This window comes from Streptomyces sp. NPDC002817 (genome assembly GCF_053592055.1).
Genome location: NZ_JBSFUY010000053.1, coordinates 1 through 19,889 on the forward strand (window position 1 = coordinate 1; position 19,889 = coordinate 19,889).

General features: G+C 68.9%; 15 protein-coding genes. 2 read left to right on the forward strand and 13 right to left on the reverse strand.

The genetic code is table 11. From position 1 onward, the window contains the following. Positions 1-657 precede the first annotated feature (657 nt). Positions 658-1,227: a hypothetical protein gene (locus ACWD3I_RS46085; RefSeq protein ID WP_451084395.1), complete on the reverse strand. Its 570-nt coding sequence runs from the start codon at positions 1,225-1,227 to the stop codon at positions 658-660. 42 nt (positions 1,228-1,269) lie between these two features. Then, positions 1,270-1,605: a hypothetical protein gene (locus ACWD3I_RS46090; RefSeq protein ID WP_451084396.1), complete on the reverse strand. Its 336-nt coding sequence runs from the start codon at positions 1,603-1,605 to the stop codon at positions 1,270-1,272. A gap of 386 nt (positions 1,606-1,991) precedes the next feature. Here ACWD3I_RS46090 and ACWD3I_RS46095 point away from each other — a divergent pair, with 386 nt between their 5' ends. Next, positions 1,992-5,645: an nSTAND1 domain-containing NTPase gene (locus ACWD3I_RS46095; protein WP_365413465.1), complete on the forward strand. Its 3,654-nt coding sequence runs from the start codon at positions 1,992-1,994 to the stop codon at positions 5,643-5,645. Between the two features lie 382 nt (positions 5,646-6,027). Here ACWD3I_RS46095 and ACWD3I_RS46100 read toward each other — a convergent pair whose 3' ends face one another. The 9 genes from ACWD3I_RS46100 to ACWD3I_RS46140 form a co-directional block, all read right to left on the reverse strand. Continuing rightward, positions 6,028-7,305: an MFS transporter gene (locus ACWD3I_RS46100; RefSeq protein ID WP_451084397.1), complete on the reverse strand. Its 1,278-nt coding sequence runs from the start codon at positions 7,303-7,305 to the stop codon at positions 6,028-6,030. Positions 7,306-7,853: 548 nt separating this feature from the next. Continuing rightward, positions 7,854-7,976 carry a hypothetical protein gene (locus ACWD3I_RS46105; RefSeq protein WP_365413460.1) on the reverse strand — a complete coding sequence of 41 codons (123 nt, stop codon included), beginning with the start codon at positions 7,974-7,976 and terminating at the stop codon, positions 7,854-7,856. 187 nt (positions 7,977-8,163) lie between these two features. Continuing rightward, complete coding sequence (locus ACWD3I_RS46110; protein ID WP_365413458.1) at positions 8,164-8,787, reverse strand: hypothetical protein; 624 nt, start codon at positions 8,785-8,787, stop codon at positions 8,164-8,166. Positions 8,788-9,187: 400 nt separating this feature from the next. Next, on the reverse strand, positions 9,188-10,213 hold the full coding sequence (locus ACWD3I_RS46115) for an MASE1 domain-containing protein (protein ID WP_451084398.1): 1,026 nt from the start codon (positions 10,211-10,213) through the stop codon (positions 9,188-9,190). A 50-nt stretch (positions 10,214-10,263) separates the two neighbouring features. After that, on the reverse strand, positions 10,264-11,094 hold the full coding sequence (locus ACWD3I_RS46120; protein WP_365409323.1) for a PP2C family protein-serine/threonine phosphatase: 831 nt from the start codon (positions 11,092-11,094) through the stop codon (positions 10,264-10,266). Positions 11,095-11,680: 586 nt separating this feature from the next. Further along, positions 11,681-12,976 carry a ThuA domain-containing protein gene (locus ACWD3I_RS46125; RefSeq protein WP_365409320.1) on the reverse strand — a complete coding sequence of 432 codons (1,296 nt, stop codon included), beginning with the start codon at positions 12,974-12,976 and terminating at the stop codon, positions 11,681-11,683. Positions 12,977-13,196: 220 nt separating this feature from the next. After that, on the reverse strand, positions 13,197-14,570 hold the full coding sequence (locus ACWD3I_RS46130) for a ricin-type beta-trefoil lectin domain protein (protein ID WP_365409317.1): 1,374 nt from the start codon (positions 14,568-14,570) through the stop codon (positions 13,197-13,199). A gap of 134 nt (positions 14,571-14,704) precedes the next feature. Then, positions 14,705-15,079, reverse strand: a complete 375-nt coding sequence (locus tag ACWD3I_RS46135) for a hypothetical protein (RefSeq protein ID WP_365409314.1) — start codon at positions 15,077-15,079, stop codon at positions 14,705-14,707. 401 nt (positions 15,080-15,480) lie between these two features. Then, on the reverse strand, positions 15,481-17,037 hold the full coding sequence (locus tag ACWD3I_RS46140) for a hypothetical protein (protein ID WP_451084399.1): 1,557 nt from the start codon (positions 17,035-17,037) through the stop codon (positions 15,481-15,483). Positions 17,038-17,573: 536 nt separating this feature from the next. Between ACWD3I_RS46140 and ACWD3I_RS46145 the strand changes: the two genes are divergently transcribed. Continuing rightward, positions 17,574-18,893, forward strand: a complete 1,320-nt coding sequence (locus tag ACWD3I_RS46145) for a tetratricopeptide repeat protein (protein WP_365409308.1) — start codon at positions 17,574-17,576, stop codon at positions 18,891-18,893. 320 nt (positions 18,894-19,213) lie between these two features. Here ACWD3I_RS46145 and ACWD3I_RS46150 read toward each other — a convergent pair whose 3' ends face one another. Together ACWD3I_RS46150 and ACWD3I_RS46155 are read right to left on the reverse strand one after the other, a co-directional pair. Then, the gene (locus tag ACWD3I_RS46150) at positions 19,214-19,540 is read right to left on the reverse strand and encodes a PNPOx family protein (protein WP_365409305.1); all 327 of its coding nucleotides are present in this window, start codon (positions 19,538-19,540) and stop codon (positions 19,214-19,216) included. Between the two features lie 87 nt (positions 19,541-19,627). Further along, a complete protein-coding gene (locus tag ACWD3I_RS46155; RefSeq protein ID WP_365409302.1) occupies positions 19,628-19,816 on the reverse strand; it encodes a hypothetical protein in 189 nt (62 codons plus the stop codon). Positions 19,817-19,889 lie beyond the last annotated feature (73 nt).

Sequence of the window (19,889 nt, forward strand, 5' to 3'; positions counted from 1 at the left end):
ACGCAATCCCCGCAACTACCTGGCCTTTCTCGGACTCGCCGCAGCCATCTGCTGCTACAAGCGATACGTCCGCCTCACCACGTAGGACACCGTCTAAGAAGGTCACTGCGGCGTTCGTAGGATCCTGCGCCCACACGATCGCGAAGAGATGGGCGCTCCAGAACGGACTGCAGGAGTGGGAGGCTGCCGCGCTCGCGTGGCTGGCCGGCGCGGCTGTTTCAGCGGCCGTAATGCGCGTGTGACGGTTGTCCGACTGCCTGCCCTTCTGCCCTCAAACTCGAGGCGGACGAACGGGGGGGGGCGACATACCCGCCCGTATCGGTTGCCTGACTGGCAATGTCAGGTTGACGAAGGTGGCGGTAACCATGGTTACCGTGACTCTCGTCAACCAGGAATTGCCTTTCGCGAGCGCGCGCACCGCGCGAGACGCGCCTCGGCGCCGCTGGTCATACGGCCCAGCATCCCCGCTGTAGGGCGTCCGTCGGCACTGACAGGAATGATCAGCGCGCGATGGTACCCGCCCGGGAAGTCAGGCCGCAGGCTGATCGGGATTCCCATCCTCCGGGGAGTCGCCCGGAAAAGACCACCCGTCGACAAAGGCGGAGTTCGTGGAAAACCCGCCGGGTGCCTTCGCGTCCGGCGGGTTCCGTTGGCGGGTCAGCTCACCATGAAGAGCTTGTCCGGATAGAGCTTCGCGACGCCTTTCGACACGCACTCGAACACGTCCTTCTCCCGGTTCGGTCCTCCGGCCCGCACCAGCTCCGGGAGGTTCTTCTCGTCCCCCGTGGTCGCGATGCCGCCAGCCGACAGGCACGGGCGTGTGTTCGCCAGGAGTGCACCGGACATACGTGGCGGGTGCTGCTCGACGTAGTGCAGTTCGACGTCGGCCATGTGAGCCGCGTGGCATTGATCGCCATAGGCGGCGACCTCGTCGTCCGACCTGGCCGAACTCTTGTACCACAGGCTCATTCTCTGATAGTTCACCGGATTCCAGCCATGATTCACGAGTGCGACGCCGCCTTGTGTCAGGCACTTCCGCAGCTTGGCCACGGCGACCTCGTAGTCACTCCTGCTGGCGGAGCCGTCAGCCACCAATACCTGCTGCTCGGCCCGGCCCTCTTCACGCTCCTTCTCGCTGATGTAGTCGTGGAACTGGGCGGTCGGTGTCGACATGACCGGCCCTCGCGGCACCTGACCGCAACCGCTCAACCCGAGCACGAGCAGCAACGCAGCACTGCCGAGATACCAGCACCTCATGTCAAGAGCACTCTAGATGTGCCAGATGTTCTTGTACGAACAGTCGGCGCAGCTCTTGTGATCGCTTACCTGGATGCTCGCTCCCGAAACCGCGTCAATCCGCACCGCGCTCGGGTCGTGATACCAACTGCTGATCACGCCGTTGACGCGCACCCGGAGCCACGCGTGCCCCGAGCAGCTTCCCGACTCCTTCCAGGTGTAGGCCTGGCTGTGGTCGCTGTAGCCGTAGTACTCGCAGCCGTTGCGCGACAGGTCGACCGTTGCCCCGTGAGCCTGAGCCGGCGCCGTAGCGACGGCCACGCCGGCCAGCGCCGCCGTCACCACGGCAGCCGCTTTGATCTTTTTCATCGCGATGCCTTTCGTATGGACGAGCATTCCGATGAATGCCCGGAATTCCCTGAAACAGTGGCAGTGACGGGACGCTCCTCATCACGCAAACAACATGCAACTTGCCCGCAAGCGACCTGCGTGTCTGTCCAGTTCTGCCGTGAGCCGAACGCTGCAGCGGGCACGTTGCCGGGCTGCGGTGACAACGGACAACCGTCCACCCCACACACCGCCCGGCTTGAGTAGCCCCCCGCACCGCTCACATCACTGATTCCAGCGACTGGCCTATTGATTGGCAGGGCTGTTGTGACGGCCAATCAATGGCCGGGCGTGGTCTCTCCGCCCGGAGTAGGGGGATGCGAGGGTGGTGTGTCTGGTCTGGCATGGGGCGGCTGGCGGGGTGGGGTATGGCGGGGCGTCATGAGGTGCCGGTGGATCCGGAGGCGGGCCCGGTGCAGCGGTTCGCGTTCGAGCTGCGCAAGCTGCGGGCGGAGGCGGGCGGCCTCACCTACCGGGCGATGGCCCGGCGGGCCGGCTACTCGGGCACGACCCTGTCGCAGGCGGCGGCGGGCGAGCAACTGCCCACGCTGGCAGTGACCCTGGCCTATGCGGCGGCGTGCGGAGGCAACTCCGCGGAGTGGGAAGCCCGGTGGAAACAGGCCGCGGACGACGCCGCCGTTTCCGGTGCGGAGGATGCCGGTGAGGGGGTGGATGCGCCCTATCGGGGGCTGGCCCGGTTCGAGCCTGGCGACAGCGGGCTCTTCTTCGGCCGGGACCGGCTCACCGCCGACCTGCTCGATCTGCTGCGGCGCCAGCGGTTCGCCGCGGTGTTCGGGCCGTCCGGCAGTGGCAAGTCCTCCCTGCTGCGCGCGGGCCTGGTTCCCGCCCTCCAGCAGTCCCCGGAGACCGGTCTGCGGCCGGCCGTGATCCGGATTCTGACTCCCGGCGCCCACCCCGCGCGCGCCCACGCCCCTCTCCTCGATGCGGACGGAGCCGGCAAGGGTGGTGATGGCGGCGGGGACAGGTTCGTGATCGTCGACCAGTTCGAGGAGGTCTACACACTCTGCCACGACCCAGAGGAACGCACCCGGTTCATCGACCTCCTGCTCGCCGCTCGCCAACCGGCAGGCCGATTACGGGTGCTGATCGCGGTCCGCGCCGACTTCTACGGCCGCTGCGCCGAACACCACGCTCTGGCCGACGCACTGCGCGACGCCAACCTGCTGGTCAGTCCGATGAACCAGGACGAACTTCGCGACGCCATCGTCAAACCGGCTACAGCCACCGGACTGACCCCGGAACGTGCCCTGACCGCCCGCATCATCCGGGACGTCGCCGATGAGTCCGGCGGACTGCCGCTGATGTCGCACGCGCTGCTGGAGACCTGGCGAAGACGCAGAGGCAGAGCACTCACGGAAGCCGCGTACGACGCCGTCGGCGGGGTGAGCGGTGCCATCGCCCGAACCGCAGAGCACCTCTACACTCAACTCTCTCCCGAACAGGCCGCGCTCGCCCGCGATCTGCTGCTGCGGCTCATCACCCCTGGTGAAGGAGCCCAGGACACCCGTCGCCCCGCTCCACGCGCCGAACTGACCGCCGGCGCCCACGGGGACGCTGCCCTGGTCCTGGAACAACTGGCCCGCGCCCGTCTGGTCACCCTCGACGACGACACCGTCGACCTCGCCCACGAAGCCCTGATCACCGCATGGCCGCGACTGCATATGTGGATCGAGACCGACCGCGAACTCCTGCGCGCACACCGGCGTCTGACCCATACGGCCGGGGAGTGGGCGGAGCACGGCAGGGACGACGGGGTGCTCTACCGCGGAGTACGGCTGGCCGAGTGGGACGACCGGGACACCGGCCTGCTCAATGATCTCGAACACGAGTTCCTGGCGGCGAGCCGCGACCGCGCACAGGCCGAGCGGGCGGCGACGCGGCGCCGTGTGCGGCTGACCCTGAGTGGGCTCACGGCGACGGTGGTCGCGCTGAGCGTCCTCGCCTTCGTCGCGCTCGTACAGGCCCGACGGGCGGAGGCCGGACAGGAACTCGCGTTCGCCCGGCAACTCGTGGCGAGCGCGCGCAGCCAGGCCCAACTCGACCCCGAACTGGGCCTGTTGCTAGCCACCCGTGCCTACCGGACCAGCGCGACCGACGAGACCGAGGCAGCACTGCGCCAGGCCCTGTTCGAGTCACGGGTGAGGGCCGTGCTCGCCAGCCACGACGGGGAGGTCCTCGGGGTCTCGTTCAGTCCCGACGGCCGGTACCTCGCAACCAGTGGCGGGGACGGCGCGATACGGGTGTGGCGGTACGGCACGACGCTGCGGGACCCGGTGGTGCTGCGCGGCCACCATGAGGGCCAGGTGTGGACGCCGGTGTTCAGCCCTGACGGCACCCGGATCACGGCAGCCGGCCAGGACGGCACCGTCTCGGTGTGGACGTGGGCCAGCAGTGCCAAGCCGGTGACCCTGCGCGGGCACACGGCACGCGTGTGGAGCGCCACGTTCAGCCCGGACGGCCGCAGCGTCGCCAGCGTCGGCGACGACGGCACCGTACGCATCTGGAACGCCACGGGAAGAGGCGAACGGGTCGTGCTGCGCGGCCACGACGGGCGCACGCTCGGCGTCTCGTACAGCCCCGACGGACGCCGCCTGGCCAGCAGCGGCGGCGACGGAACAGTGCGCATCTGGAACGTCGAGAGCCGGCGGACGACCGTGGTGCTGCGCGGGCACGGCGATTCCGTGGAAGCGGTCGCCTTCAGCCCCGACGGACAGCGCATCGCCACGGCGAGCACCGACGGCACCGCGCGCCTGTGGGACCCCGCGGCGCCCACCGAATCCGTCGTGCTCGGCAGCCACGACGGCACGGCGGAGGGAATCGGCTTCAGCCCAGACGGCACCCGGGTCGCCAGCACGGGCAACGACGGCACCGTACGCATCTGGAACGTGCACCACCGCGCCGCCCCGCTGATCCTGCGCGGGCACCGCGGTGCCGTGATGACGGTCGCGTTCGCCCCCGACGGACGGCACCTGGTGAGCGTCAGCGAGGACGGCACCGTACGGATCTGGGACGCGGCCCCGACGGGCAGCGACAGCGTCCTGACCGGTCACGAGGGGCCGGTGTGGGCGACGGTACCCAGCCGGGACGGCCACCGGCTCGCGAGTGCGAGCGCCGACGGGACCGTGCGCGTCTGGCGGACCGGGAGCACCGCCCCGCCGACCGTGCTGCGCGGTCACGACGGCGAGGTCCTCGGGGTGGCGTTCAGCCCGGACGGCCGCCGGGTGGCCGGCACCGGCGACGACGGGACCACGCGGATCTGGCCGGTGGACGGTGCGACGAAACCCGTCGTGCTGCGCGGCCACGGCGGCGCGGTGTGGACTGCGGAGTTCAGCCCCGACGGACGCCGACTGGTCACCGGCGGCAGCGACGGCACCGTACGGATCTGGCACACCACTTCAGGCGCCGCGCCCTTGGTGGTCGACACCGGCCAGGACAACGTTCGGTACGTCGCCTACAGCCCCGACGGGCACCGAGTGGCCGCGGCCGGTCTGGACGGCACCATCCACGTCCTGGACCCCACCACCGGCGAGGAGCTGGAGGTTCTCCGCGGTCACAACGGCTTGGTGTGGTCAGTGGCGTTCAGCCCGGACGGACGGCACCTCGTCAGCGGCGGCAACGACGGAACGGCCAGGCTGTGGGATCTCACCAGGCCCGGCGGACCGCGCGTGCTGAACGGGCATCAGGGGGTGGTGTGGAGCGTGGCCTTCAGCTCCGACAGCCGCCGGGTGGCGACCACCGGCAACGACGCGACCACCCGGATCTGGGAGACCACCGGCAGCAGCCCGCCTGTGGTCCTCCACGGATTCGGCGCGTCCGTCGAGAACACGAACTTCCTGCCCGGAAACCGGTTTGTCAGCTCACACGACGACGGCACCGTACGCGTCTGGACATGCCGCCCCTGCGAACCGATCGATGAAGTGCTGCGGCGTTCCCGGGAAGGCATCACCCGGGACCTGACCCAGGAGGAACGGGGCGGTTACCTCAACGAGACGGCCGGATGAGCCGGCTCCGGCGGGCTGTAGCCGACGGCGAGTGACGTCGGGTCCCCCACCGTCGGTCGCCGGACTCAGTCGATAGCCTTGGGTTCATCGCTTCTTAACTGCGCGAACGTGAGCCCTCCTTGCTGTGGCAAGGGTTCTGCTGCATGTGGCCCTCTGTGGCTGGATGGATGCTGAATTCGGGACGCTCGCCCTTAGGGCGGGTAGGGGAGTCGGCGCGGTGTGGCAGGCGGCGGCTGTGGTCTGAGTTCCCCCGGATCACTCTTCGACGACCCACAGTTCGTCGAAGCCGTAGTCGTCCGCTTCCTGCGCGAAGGCGATGACTTCGGCGTGGGGAATGCCGCGGGGGAGGAGGACGCCGATCGTGCCGGACGCTACCTGGGGCTCACGAGCGCTCTCCTTGGTGTTGTCCTGCGGGATGTGTGCCGGGTTGCGTGCGCTGGGCCACGTCCACCGCGGCGGCGGTGCGGTCACGGGTGTCGGCGGCCGGAGCGATGAGGATGGCGGCGGCCACGAACACCAGAACCACCACCATGGCCGAGCGCAGCCCGTAGTGGTCGCCCAGGAACCCGAGGACGGGCGGCCCCACGAGGAAGGCGATGTAGCCGATGACGGCGACCAGTGAGACGCGGGCGGTCTGGTCGGGACCTGAGTCGCCCGCCGCGGAGAGGGCCACCGGGAAACCGAGGGACGCCCCGAGACCCCAGAAGAGTACGGCTGTTGCCGCTACGACCGCGTTGTCGGAGAAGATGACCAGGAGGAGCCCTACGGCACCGGAGACGGCGCTCGCACGCACGACAGCGGCTCGCCCGAAACGGCGGAGGAAGAAGCTGCCGCTGAAGCGTCCCAGGGTCATCGCCGCCGCGAACCCCACGAAGACGAGCGAGCCCATCGCGGCGTCGAGGCCGTGGCCGTCGACCATGAGCAGCGGCAGCCAGTCGTTGGCGGCGCCCTCGGCCAGCGCCATGGCCAGCACGATGGCGCCGATCAGCAGCAGCTGCCGGTCCTTCCACACCTGCGGCTCGGATCGCCGCGGCGGACCTGAACCCGGACTCGGCCCCGGACCCGGCGTCGATGGCGCGGCGCTGATGCCGATACCGGTGGGAACGGCACGCAGGGCGTGGACCAGAATCCCTGTGGCGATCAGGGCGACCACCGTCAGATGCCAGTGGACGGGAAACGCAGCGGCGGTGGCCGCCATTCCGACCGAACCCCCGACCACCGTGCCCAGGCTGAAGCAGCCGTGCAGCGTGGGCAGCACCGCGGTCCCGGTGATGCGCTCCACGTCGGCGCCGTCGACATTGACCGCCACTTCGCCACCGCCCATGCCTGCGCCGAACAGGCACAGTCCTGCGGTGACGAGGGGCGCCGACGGCACGGCGCTGCCCACACCGATGACGACCGTGCCGGCGATGATCAGGAGAGTGCCGAGCGCCATGACCGGTCGGGTGCCGAATCGGGACACGAAACGGCCGGAACACAGGATGCCGATCATGGAACCGACGGACACACCGAACAGGACCAGCCCCATCTGTCCGGTGGAGAGGCTCAGTTGATCGCGGACATCGGGGGTGCGCGTGACCCAGGACGACATGGCGATACCGGGAAGAAGGAACAAGAGGAACAAAGCCTGACGGCGTCGGCGTATGGCGCGGTCTGCCAAGGGGGAGCTCCGCTGGGTTTGGAGGAACGGTTCGGAAGGCGGCACGTTGGATCGCTTGCCGAGTATCCGCACACTCGGCAAGCGATCGACAAGAGGAGGCGGAGGGCTTGCGGATCCGGGGGTCGTGTGGGAGGCAGCAACGTGTGGTGGGGAGTTCCGGGAACGCTTGAGGGGGCTGGGTCGCAGAAATGTCGGCAGCTCAGCCATTCGTCGGCCTGCAGCGAGTGCATGTTGTTCCAGCAGTCCGACGACCGAGGGCATCCGCGACCTCCCCGGAGAGCGGCGACATGACGGTCCACAGCTCCCAGGGGATCACCGGCCCTATGCCTGAACAGCTGAATGCCGCCCTCGGGTTCGGTTCCAGGTCGATGGATGGGGCCGGTGTCGTGGGCAGTGCCGTGGGCAGTGTCGTGAGTGGTGCGAGCGGGCTGTCGGCCATCGGCCGGGAAGATCAGGTGCCAGGTCCTCGGTGCTGCCCTGGACGACCTCGGCGGGGCTGTTATCGGCGTACCGGCCCGTGAGCCGGGGAGGCGAAGGCCGGGTTGAGCTCAACCGGCGATCAGGCGCGTTCCCGGGGCCAGCTGCCGCAGGATAGTTCCGGTGATCGCGCCGGTGCCGGATCCGGGTTCCACCACGACGTCGGCCCAGTGACGGTCCAGACCGGCGGTCATGGCCTGGGCGAGGGTGGGGGAGCCGGGCGCGATGGCGCCGGTGAGCCGGGGGCTGCGAGGAACTCGCGCGTGATCGCCATGTCCAGAAGCCAGAATTTGATGGTGTCGTCGGGAGTCGTCCCGGGTGCCTGACCGTGTCATCCGGCAGGGCGAACCAGTCCGCTCTCGTAGGCCACGATGACGGCCTCTATCCGGTCGCGGTTGGCTCGACGCCTGGTGGGAAGCCGTGTATGCCGGGGGCGGTGACGGAGTCGTCCCTGATCAGTGGCGGGCAGACGCTCCAGTCGGCGGCGATGCGCATCACGTGCTGTTCCGTGGGCATGGCGTCGTGCCAGGCGTCCCATTCGGCGTCTCCCCAGTCCTGCCGGATCTCGTCGCACCCGACCAGCCCGACGCCGAGCTCCCTTTCGACGGCAGTGGGTTCTCCGCGGCGCAGGGGAACGTCACCGATCATGCCGATGTAGCAGTAGGCGCGGGTCAGTTCACCGGATTCGACCCGGGCCCAGGCGTGGCACTCGCTGACGCGGTCGGTGGCGAAGTACTGGAGGTCCCCGATGCGCGCGGCCAGCGTCCGCAGCCAGGTGGGGAAGTCCGGGCGCGTGGGGTCGGTCTTGTGCGTGAGATGGATCCTGCCGTGGGCGAGTGTCCACTCCGGGACAGGTCTGGCCACGAAGACACCTTGCCGGTAGGCGAGTTCGGTGCCGGTCTCCCAGTCGATGCGTTGTCGGTGCCGCAGGTCGAGGGCATCGGCCACCTCTTCCGGCCCGGCGTCGCGCACCGCGAGCCATGACGTCTTGAAGCCGATTGACATCAACCCTCCCCATCGTGGTGTCCCTGGACCACGCGAGATCATCGCAGACGGCACCGACAACGGTGGTGTCCGCTCGCTGCCTTGGCGGTGTCGGCGTTCGTGAAGCTGTGCACGCTGCGTGTGTGTGACTGCGGCTTCCCTGCCTGTCTACGCCGTCGGGCCCGGGCACCGCGACGCGGCCCGGGCCCGACGGCCAGGAGATCAGCTCCGCGGGTACGCAGGGCAGCGCTTGAAGTGCTTGACGGTGGCCTTCGCCGTCCGTATGACCCTTGCGGCCGGCTGTCTCTGCCGGGTATCGGGGAGTCCAGTGTGCTGCGGCACACCGACGCATCTGGTCGGGGCCGCGTACGCCCGCCCGAGTGACATGGCCGGCCGTCGTGGCTCGGCATGGAGGTGATGCTCAGCGCCCTGTCTTCTGCTGCCGGGGCCCGTCCTCCGCTTCCCCGGTCGGTCGAATCGGCCCGCCCGGTGGCGCATTCCCCGCGGTGAGGTGTTCGAGTACCTCGACCAGTTCCTGGCAGGCCCGTTCCACCGAGAGCCGGGTGTTGCGCTGCTCGGTGATCACGGCGGAGAGCAGCAGTGCGGTCAGGGCCATGGTGCCGTTGAACGCCTGCAGTTTGATCATCACCTCGATGTGGTCCAGACCGTCGAAGGGGCCGGCCCCTTCCGTGGCGGCGACGGTGGCCACGATGGACGTGAAGAGCGCGCAGAGCATGCTGCCGGCCAGTTGGAAGCGCAGGGCCGTCCAGATCAGCAGGGGGTAGATGAGGAACAGCACGCTGAGGCTGCTGTGGGTGACCAGCACTACGGTGCCGCAGGTGATGAGGGTGAGTCCGGTGGCCTCCTGCCATCGGGACAGGTGTGGGGGCCACCGTGCGGCGTGGAGCACCAGCAGGAGGGGAGTGACGATCAAGACCCCCATTGCGTCGCCCACCCACCACGCCAGCCACACGGCCCAGAAGTCGTGGCTGTGGAGCCGGTCCGTGATCACGAGCGTGCCGACGCCCACCGTGGCGCTGATCAGCATGCCGGTCAGGGCTCCGAGGAACACCAGGGCCAGGCCGTCTCGCAGTCGGCTCAGGTCGGTACGGAAGCCCACCGCACGCAGCATGAGGTACGCACAGATGGGCGCGGCCGTGTTGCCCGCCAGATTGCTGAGCACCTCGGGCCGCAGGGAGGTGAGGTGCACGATGACGAGCAGGGAACCGAGCGCGATGCCGGGCCAGACGCGCAGCCCGAGGATGAGCAGAGCGGCCACGGCGATACCGGTCGGCGGCCAGATGGGGGTGAACACTGCCCCCTCGACGGTCAGATTCCGCAGGAGTCCGAGTCGTCCCGCGGCGTAGTAGCAGCCGGCCACGGCCAGTGTCTGGAGGGCGTAGACGCCGGTCGGGCGCAGATTCTCGGTACCCGCCACACAAGCCATCAGACACCGAGGCCGCCGTTCCGGCGAGGCGGGAGCGGCGGCGTGCCGCCCTACCGCTGAGGTTCGGCTCCTTCGTAGCCGAGGACCAGTACGGCGGCGTCGTCCTCGTGTCCCACCTGGTCCGCGCCCCGGATCACGGCGGCGGCGAGCGAGCTGGCGTCCATGCCCGCTACGGCGGCGATCCCGGCGAGTCGTACGACCTGGTCCAGGCCTTGGTCGATCTCCATGGACGGCCCCTCCACCACGCCGTCCGTGAGCAGGACGAACACGCCGCCTGTGGTGAGCCGGTAACGGGTGACGGGGTAGGTCGTGCCGGCCTGGACACCCAGCGGTGGTCCGCCTTCGTCGCTGCCCACGCCGGACTTTCCGTCCGCCGTTGCCCAGACGCAGGGAATATGCCCGGCCCGGGCGCTCTCCAGCACGCTGGTGGAGGGGTCAAGGCGCAGGAAGGTGCAGGTGGCGAACAGATCGGAGCCGAGCGACAGCAGAAGGTCATTCGTCAGCGCGAGGAGTTCACCGGGCTCACTTGTCACGGAGGCGAGCGCGCGCAAGCCGACGCGTACCTGCCCCATGAAGGCGGCGGCCTCGATGTTGTGGCCCTGGACGTCACCGATGGACAGTCCTATCCGGCCGTCCGGCAGGTGAAAGGCGTCGTACCAGTCTCCGCCCACGTTGAGGCCGTGGTGGGCCGGTACGTAGCGCACAGCCAGGTGGTAGCGGGGTGCTGTGGGCATCTGGGCGGGCAGCATGCCGCGCTGCAGGGCAATGGCCAGCTCGACCTGGGAACGCTGCAGCTGCGCGTGCTCACGTGCCCGGGACGTGAGCGAGCTGAGTCTGGCCAGCAGTTCGTCGCCGTCGTATGCGGGACCCTTGCGGGACATGGGCGGCTCCGAAGGATCTTCATTCCCTTTCGGGGCATTAGCCCTAAAGGATTCATATCGGATGATAGCGCCGCTGCGGTGTTACTCGGAACACCAGCTGTGCTGTGCCTGCCTCGCAGGTCGCCAGGAACGATGGCAGGCTGATCGCCGCTTCGTACGAGGTGGCGGTCCTTTCGTATCGGGTGGCGAGACCCAAAGCCCTTGAGCCGGTTTTAGCAGCACTCGACGATGTTGCGCCGGTGATGGATATGCCGGCCGAAGGAGGGCGACCGGCCGCCGCATGACAACCGCGACTACCACCGGCTACGGCCGCCCACCGCCGACCTGCGGAATCCCAGGGAACTCGCACGGCTCGCCCTGCACCTTGCCTGGAGCTGCTCGTCGGCGCGGCATTCGGTGTCTTCTTCTGCTCGTTGAACCAGCGGGGGTATCACCGGAAGGGAGCATGGACCGCATCTGCTGTGGCTTGACCCGCTGCGGCAGGTGGTGAGGCTCGCGGCGATGGCGGCGAATGGGGGAACTCACCCGCAGCCTCGCAGCGGAGCGCGGCTGCACGCGAGGTGCCCTTGTGTCGCCGTGCAGTGGCTCAGGACTGCACGGCGAGCTGGAAGGCCTGCGCGGCCGAACCGTCGCAGGTTCGCTGGGTGAGCTGGGCACTGTTCGTCGCCGCTGTGGCGGCCGTCAGACACTTGCCGCTGTGCCGGGCGACGAAGTGGTAGCGCCCGCTCGTCTCACGTACCGGCTGCCACTGTTGATTCGTGCCGCCGGAGTAGGCCCACAGCTGCAACGGCGCGTTGTCCGCCGTCGAGCGGCCGGTCACGTCGATCACCTGCGCGGGGTTGCCGCGGGCGGTGATCTGCGTGTATCCGCTGTCGGTGCTCCGGAACCGGTACTGCTGCGCGGTCGTGCCGTTGCAGGTGTACTGCTGGATCACCGTCCCGTTCGTGGTGGCCGCCGAACGGGCGTCCACGCATGCGCCGTTGCCGCCGTTCTGCACGGTGTACCAGGCGGTCTCGGAGATCTGGTCGCCGGTCGGTGGGGTCGTGGTGTCGCCGCCCAGCCACTTGAGCCCGTCCAGCAGGAACCGGTTCTGGGTCGCGCTCGCGAACGTCGACGACAGCCGTGTGTTGGTCGTGTAGTTCATCGCGTTGTGGCCGAAGTTCGCGTACAGCATCCTGTACTTCGTGTTGGTCCACAGGATCGGGTAATAGCCGCTGTACCAGGACTGGTTCGGGTCGGTGCCGACCGGGAAGCTGCTCGGGTCGATCGATGCCAGGATCTTGATGTCCGGGTTCTGCCGCAGATCCTTGGACCAGCTGTACCACTCGCTGACCGACGAGGTGAACGTGGCCGGCAGGTTCACGGTGGCCGGGCTGGTGCGGTCCTCCACCTTCAGGGTCACCGCGGTCGGGCCCCAGGTGTTGGATGCGAAGTTGCCCGAGCCGAGGAACGTGTTGTGGTACCAGGACCAGCTTGCCGCGTTGGTCGTGAACGCCGAGACGTGGAAGCCCATGAAGCCGCCTCCTCCCCGCATGTACGCCTCGAAGCCGGAGCGTTGGGCGGACGTCTGCGGGAGATCATCCAGGAACAGGACGACTTGGTAGGCGTTGACCCCGCCGTTGGCGAGCAGGTCCCAGTTGGTGCTGGCCGTGTAGGTGAAGCCGTTGGCGGTTGCCTGCTGGGGGAACCAGGCGTTCGCCTCCTTGCCGAAGTCGATGTGCGCGGCGTCGTAGGTGCCGCTGTAGAGGGCGAGGACTTTGAACGGGGTGGCGGTGGTGCTCGCCTGCGCGACGGGTGGGACGGCCGCGAGGCCCAGCAGCGTGGCCAGCAGGAGCAGGATCCGCAGGACAGCGCGGGTGGGGCCGGATCTGACGGTGCTCATCTGTTGGTCGATCCTTTCCATGTGGTCTACGGGTAGTTGCTCAGGCAGGCGACGGCTGCCGTAGTCGGACGGTTCGCCGATGTCCGGTTGCCGTTCATCCGGTGGCAGCCGCTGCCATGACCGCTCTCGGGAGGGGATGGCGGGCCGGTCGGTCTTCTCTGCCGGAGCGCGGATATTGCTGTGGTGAGGGGAGTCGGGGTGCGGGTGCGGAGCGCGCACGTCAGCCGGTGTACCGGGCGAAGATGCTGGTGAACTGCCAGTTGCTCTGGCTCACGCCCGAGCAGGTGTCGTCGTTCGGGTAGGCACCCGGGCAGGGTCGGTCACGGTTCGCGGACCAGAACGTCAACCGCGCCAGGTGATGGGCTTGCGCGTAGCTGAGGATGGTCTGGAAGTCGGCGGGGGTGACGGTCTCGTGGTCGTCGGTGATGCCGTTCATCGACGAGATGCCCATGTGCCGGTAGGCGGCGTCGTCGCTGTAGCCGTACGCGTTCTTCAGCGCGTTCTTCAGCCCCTCGGCCGCTCGCTGGGTGAGCGTTCCCATGTTCTGGCCCGCGCCGCCGAAGTCGAACGGCATGATCGTCCAGGCGTCCACGGCCAGCCCGGAGGACGCGGCCCGGTTGATCAGACTCGTGTCGGGACCGCTCTGCGCGGTGCCGATGGTGACGTACACCTTGGTGCCCGGGTTGTTGGCCTTGATGGTCTTGAGTGCGTCCACGGTCCGTTGCTGCACGGTCGCGTTGCTGTACGCGTCGGCCTCGAGGTCGATGTCTATCGCTTTGAGCGAGTAGGCGCTGATGACCTTCTGGTACGCCGTCGCCAGCTCGCCGGTGCTGGAGCAGGAGCTCTCCAGCTTGTTGCCGCTGTAGCCGCCGAAGGACGGGATGACATCGCCTCCGTTGGCGCGCACGGTGGTGATGGTCTGCTGGTCGACTCCGCCTGTCAGCGCCCGGCCTCCGTCCCATTGCGGATTGCAGTATCCGTTGCTGAGGACGAACGCCAGGGTGAACCACTTCACGCCGGTCGCGTTCATGACGGTCGTCGGGCTGGGTGGATCGCCCCAGCCGTTGTAGAGGTACGGCGCCACGGCCATCGGCGCGGAGCCGGGCGGAGTCGTGCCGCCGTCGGCCGCGGGCGCGCTCCACTTCTGGTTGGCGGCGCCGGTGCAGGTCCAGATCTGGGTGCGGGTGCCGTTGGCGGAGGAGTTGCCTGTGACGTCCAGGCACTTGTTGGCGGCGGGGTTGACGATGTCGCGCGCGGCGCTGACCGTCCACTTCTGGTTGGCGCCGCCACTGCACGTCCAGAGCTGGAGCTGGGCGCCGTTGGCCGTCGAACTGCCGGTGATGTCGAGGCACTTGCCGAGGGCCCGGATGGTGCCGTCGGAACCGACCGTCCACTGCTGGGCGGCGGTGGCGTTGCAGTCGTGGAGCTGTATGGCCGTGCCGTCGGCCGAACTCGCGCCGGCCACGTCGAGGCACTTGCCGGCCAGGCCGGTGATCATGCCAGTGGCGGCAGAGGCGGGGGGAGCCGCAAGCGTGCCTACGGCGGTGAGGCCGAGCGAGAGGGCGAGAGCGCAGCGCAGGGCGAGGCGTTGCATAGTGAGGAGCCTTTCGTCCTGAGGTGGGGGGTGGACGCCGCTGGCGTGAAGGCGGTGAGAGGGGACACGGGCGTTCACGTATGTGTGCAGAGAATGCATGCGTGGAGGGCCTGCTGGCTGGTGAACCTAAAGGTCTAGGCCAAAGCCGTCAAGAGGTGCGACGAGAGAAGTCCCGGACGGCAGGGCTGAGTTGAGAAGTTGTAGGCGAAGCAGGGGAAGGCGCGGCAGGATGAAGCCGCGGACAACTCGGCCGCCACGGTGAAGACCTGATCGGACCGGCCGAGCACGACGGCGTGACCGTGTTCGAGCACGGTGGAGTCGCCCCGGCGCAGTTCCGCCGGCCGGTCGCCCGGACCCGTGGCGATGACGCCCACGACCGTCGGCACGCACAACAGGGCGATGAGACCGAGAACCGCGGCCGGCGGCGTCCGCAGGGGAGCGCCCGCCACTCCGCTCAGCCGCAATGTCTGAGCACTGGTGCGCCATACGTCGATGAGCCGCTCCGCCACGGAGTACGGCCCCTGCGGATCTGTCCACACCAGCAGCGCGCTGACCGGGACGACGAGCGTGAGACAGCCCAGGGCGAGCTGGCCGAGCAGCGCTCCGGTGCTGCGGGCCGGCGTCCTGTCGAAGACGTACCGGGCCCGATCAGGTAAGAGAGTCCTCTCCTGACGCCGTCTCGCAGCCGCCGCCTGTTCTCCTCGCTCGGCGTTCGGAGTCGTAGCGCGCAGAATCTGGCACCGGCATGCGTGCAGAGCCCGTCAGTGACCGTGATCCCTGCCCGCCCCGGCCAGGTTGGCGCCGTTGAGACGGCTCCCGAGGAGCGTAAGCACAGTCCTGGACTCGGAGGGCACCAGATCGTGGATGAGGTGTTCTGCCGGCGCGGGCTGACCGCGACGATTCGTCTCGGTCAGTAGCCGAGACTCGTCGTGTAGGCGCACTCGGTGTAGATGTAGCCCGGCTCCAGCTTGGCGGTGTCCGAGGCCGGGGTGTTGCCGATCCCTTCCTGGGACTTGTGGACGAAGTAGGTGGTGCCGGCGGGCAGTTGGATGGTCTTCTGCGGATACTTCTTGCCGCTGTCGCTGCACGGTTTCGAGTCGAGCCCGAGGGGGCTGCCCAGTGCGGAATAGGTGGAACAGCCACCGCACGCCTTGAGGGTGAAGCTCCCGGTCACCGGGCCGGTGTACAGGACGGTGACCTTGTCGGGGCTGTCGTTCTTGACGGTGACGGTGATGCTGCCGCCCGAGCGGGTGGTCGGCAGACGCTTGCCGGCCGCCGGGACCGTCTGAGCGACCTCCGCGGCGATGGCCACCTTCCGGGCGAGACTCCGCTTCGGGCTGTCGGGGTTGTCCTTGATGAACGTGTCCATGGTGGTGACGGCGTCGCTGAAACTGCCGTCCTTGTACTGGTCCACACCGCAGTTGTACGTCCCTGACGCCGCGTTCCGCTCCGCCCGGTCGGCGGCCTGGTCGAGGGCATCGGTGAGTCCGGCCTCCTCGCCCGACACGCCGCGAATCTGCGTGGACAGGGAGCCCAGGCGCTCAACGGCCGCGCAGGGATCGCTGCCGCCCACGGCCGTGACCGCCTCGCCGACCTTGGTGTCGATAGCGGGCCCCACCTTTTGAGCCTGTTCGGACTTCGGGAACGTCGTCAGCAGTTCGCCCCACTGTGCGGTCCAGGACGCGCTGTCACCGCTCATCGACTCCGTCCCACACTCGTAGAGCGAGGTCGCCAGCCGGTCGTCGGGCCAGCTGGACAGGGATCCGAGCGTCTGCTTGTCCATCGTGCGCGGCACGGTACGCAGGTACTTCAACGGCGCCACAGCCCCGCAGTAGTTCTTCTCCGCGTACGCGGCGCCGACGGTGGTGTAGTAGGTCCTGAGGCGGTTCGGCACCTCGGCGGCAGCCCGTGACGTCGGATGGTCCGCGGCCAGACCGTGGTAGATGGCCAGTGCCCTGCGGTAGTCGGATTGCGCTACTTCGAAGGCCTGCGTCCCGGCCGACTCCACCAGCTCGTCCGCTGTGGCCAGCCGGTCCAGGAGCATCTGCTGAGTGGCCTCGTCACGTGCCTGGTCATACAGCAGGTATCCGCCGGCGGGTACGGCCAGCAACGCGACGCTGAGCACCGCCGCGACCAGCGCGCTCGGCAGCCATGCCAGGCGCGTGCGCAGGCCCAGCCGCGCACCGTGCAGTGCTGCCGCCGCCAACAGGATCAGATACAGGACGAACAGGGTGCCCGGAACCCCGTTCGGATCGGCGGGCAGTGCCACGACGAGCAGGATCCCCGTGGCCACCAGGCACGCGATCGTCAACCCCCAACGGCGGACGACGGCATAGCCCAGCCCCAGGCCGCTGAGGTTCAGCAATCCCACGGCGAAAGCCCGCCAGGGGTCCGCCGGAGCGGGCGGCGGTGCGCTCGGCATAGGTGGAACAGCGAAGTCCGGATTTGCGTTCTGGTCCCAGGACATGACGGCTCCCCCAGTCAATCACGCCTGAATTTCCCCGAGTTGACAGTGTACGGCCAGTTAGGGAAGGAGGACAGAGGGTGAACCGAAGGGGTGCGGTTCGGCCAGGCGGGTCCCGTTCGGCAGAGCGCCGTGCCGTACGAGGTCGTCGCGGCAGGACGGCGCCCCGCTGTCGCCTACGGCGGAGGCCTGGCCCCCTTCCGATCCGGCACCCGCCACGTGCCGCCTGCCTCACCGGACGCCACGGAACCCGGGAGCATGACCCGTCCGAGGGGGGAGTGGCCCGTGAACGGCCCGGCGGAAGAGGCCTGACCCGGATCGACCCCAGGTGATCAAGGCTTGCGAGTGCCAGATCACGCGGGCCTGTCTTCGAAGATCATCGGATAGCGGATCATGGCCGAGTGCCCGGCACGTTGTTGATCTGTTCGGGGAAGCCGGAACGTGCCGGACGGGTCCGGCGGTGCGACGTGCGGCGACCGTGCCTCCCGCCCGCGTAATGCGGTTGAGGGGGACAGCGATCATCGGTGAAGATCCTTGTCATGTTCTCGCGCAGGAATCGCCGCCCCAAGACCCCTGAACTCCTCCAGGCCTGGCAGGCCCTCGACGAGGGTGACCTGCCCGGTGCCCTGCGCCAGTTGCGGCACGGCACCGACGACCTGCCGCTTGACGAGCTCGCACTCGTGGCCGGCCGGGCCGCCAGGAGTGCAGGCTTCGACGACCTGCGCACCGCTGCCGACGCCCTGACTGCCGGTCCCGGAAAGGTCCGCGCGCTCTACGACTTCGGGTACGCATGCATCGAGCGCGGCGTGCCCTATCTGGCGATACCCGCTCTGCGCGAGGCGCTGCGGCAGGCGCCGGACTCCGCCGGGATTCTGCGGGAACTGGTATCGGCATACGAGCGCGAGGGCCGGCACCGCGAGGCCGTCGGCGTACTCACCGCGCACGAGAACATCCTCGTCGACTGGCCGGACCGCTATCTGCTGGTCTTCAACGCCGTCATGGCCGGTGACCTCGCCCTGGCCCGCCGCCATCACGCACGGCTGCCCGATCCGCAGGACGAGATGTGGCTGCCCGCGCAGGCCCGTCAGCGCGCAATGCTGGCGAGGGCCGCCGAGGCCGAACCGGTGAGCCCACTGGACGCCACCGATCTGCGGGGCTGGCAGTACGTCATCGGCGGCACCGTACTCACCACCCTGTCCCCCTATGGGTTCGACGCGGGGATGACCGGGCGGTTCGCCTGGCTGCAGGACACCCACGGCCAGTGCCTGCGCGGACTGCTGAGGCTGAAGGCGGTCCTCAGCGCCGCCGGGGCGCGTCCCACGTCGGTGTCCCTGCTGCCCGACCGGGGCAGCCGCATCCTCGGCCTCGCGGCGGCCCAGCTGCTGGAACTGCCGGCGAAGCCCTTCGCACCCGAACGCGAAGACACGGTGGTCATCGCGTACGACCTGAACGAGGTCGCCGGCGCCGAGCAGGGCCCGGAGACCCTCGGCCGGCTCTTCGAACGGACGCCGGGCCAGATCCTCCACGAACACGCGAGCAACTGGACCGACCCACCGGCGGTCACCGCCGACAGCGTCACCCTGCTGCACCAGTCAGCGACGGCGCCCTGGGAAGGGCAACTGCACGCCGGAGAGAACGGCGTCGCGGAACGCGGCGCGCCCGACAGCAGGCCGGAGGAGGAGATCGCCGCGGATATCCTGGCTGCCGACGCCGCGCCCGACGAGGGGGACGGCGCGACGCCCGCCGAACCGGTCGAGAAGCTCACCGACTTCGTGTCCGCTGTCCGCCATACCTGGCTGCAGGGCGAGCGGACGAGTCTGTCGTCCTCGGGTCCGGTGACCAGCTCTCGCTTCCTGTGATGGCGTGGTGCGCAGTTGCCTCGCGTGCGATCCACCTCTGTGGCCGTGACACCCCCAGGCGCACCCGGCGATTGCCTTCTTGCGGTATGCCAGCCTGGAGTCTTCCGGGGCATCAGGATCACGAACCGCCCACTCAGGCTTCCTTGGCTTGGGTGACCAGCCGGTTGGCGGTCTTGTCGTGGTGACCCATTGCCTTCGCGACGGCACCGACCAGCAGTGCCACGACGGAAGGGGCAGGGACTCGGTGAGGTGGAGGATGGCCCGCAGGACGGGGCGCTGCCGTCCCGACTGTGGCTGGTAAGGGGCGGCGAGGAAGCCGATCAGGAGGGGATGAGCTCCCTGTCGGGCGTCGGGGCGGCGGGCACCGCGATGCCGACCAGCGGGCGAGGCCGGCGCAGAACGTGGTCGGCCAGAAGTACCAGCCGGTAGAGGAAGAACGTGCGCTTCATCAGCTCCTGGACGTGCCGCGTTTCAGCCGCGTCGAGGAGTCTGGCCGTGCCATCGGCGACCGGGGCGTCGTCGGCGACGGTCCCGTTCATGGTGCAGGGGGCTACCGTCACCTGGCCGTTGTTGCGGATCCGCTTGACCTTGCCGGTGTCGGGCGGGGTCAGTGCATAGATCGTCCCGTCGTGGACGAGGCAGCCCACCGGTGTCGCGCCCCCCGGCCGTTGCGGCGGTAGGTGGTGAGGCTGACGTATTTCCCCCGTCCGACGCGCTCGGCGGCGAGGGTGAAGTCAGCGGTTTGTACGGGCATGAGCCTCTCCTGACGTGCGGGCGAGGGCGCGGGCGGCGTCGGCCGCTTGGGCCTCGACGGCCGCGGCGGTGTTCCAGTGGCCGGGGAGCATGCCCTGCTCGCCCAGGCGGATGCCGAGGGAGACCTGGCCTGGGTCCTCGCGGTCGATTCCACAATCGTGCGCGCCCATCAGCACGCGGCCGGGGCCTGCAAAAGGGGGCCCCGGCCACCTAGTCCGGCCACCACGCGATCGGACGCTCCCG

Excerpts from the sequence above, each read along its gene's own strand:
- ACWD3I_RS46120 (WP_365409323.1), bottom strand. The coding sequence starts at position 11,094 with ATGTCCCGCAAGGGTCCCGCATACGACGGCGACGAACTGCTGGCCAGA.
- ACWD3I_RS46140 (WP_451084399.1), bottom strand. The coding sequence starts at position 17,037 with ATGTCCTGGGACCAGAACGCAAATCCGGACTTCGCTGTTCCACCTATG.
- ACWD3I_RS46145 (WP_365409308.1), top strand. The coding sequence starts at position 17,574 with ATGTTCTCGCGCAGGAATCGCCGCCCCAAGACCCCTGAACTCCTCCAG.
- ACWD3I_RS46110 (WP_365413458.1), bottom strand. The coding sequence starts at position 8,787 with ATGTCAATCGGCTTCAAGACGTCATGGCTCGCGGTGCGCGACGCCGGG.
- ACWD3I_RS46090 (WP_451084396.1), bottom strand. The coding sequence starts at position 1,605 with ATGAAAAAGATCAAAGCGGCTGCCGTGGTGACGGCGGCGCTGGCCGGC.
- ACWD3I_RS46125 (WP_365409320.1), bottom strand. The coding sequence starts at position 12,976 with ATGAGCACCGTCAGATCCGGCCCCACCCGCGCTGTCCTGCGGATCCTG.
- ACWD3I_RS46115 (WP_451084398.1), bottom strand. The coding sequence starts at position 10,213 with ATGGCTTGTGTGGCGGGTACCGAGAATCTGCGCCCGACCGGCGTCTAC.
- ACWD3I_RS46095 (WP_365413465.1), top strand. The coding sequence starts at position 1,992 with ATGGCGGGGCGTCATGAGGTGCCGGTGGATCCGGAGGCGGGCCCGGTG.
- ACWD3I_RS46105 (WP_365413460.1), bottom strand. The coding sequence starts at position 7,976 with ATGACCGCCGGTCTGGACCGTCACTGGGCCGACGTCGTGGTGGAACCC.
- ACWD3I_RS46155 (WP_365409302.1), bottom strand. The coding sequence starts at position 19,816 with ATGGGCGCGCACGATTGTGGAATCGACCGCGAGGACCCAGGCCAGGTC.
- ACWD3I_RS46130 (WP_365409317.1), bottom strand. The coding sequence starts at position 14,570 with ATGCAACGCCTCGCCCTGCGCTGCGCTCTCGCCCTCTCGCTCGGCCTC.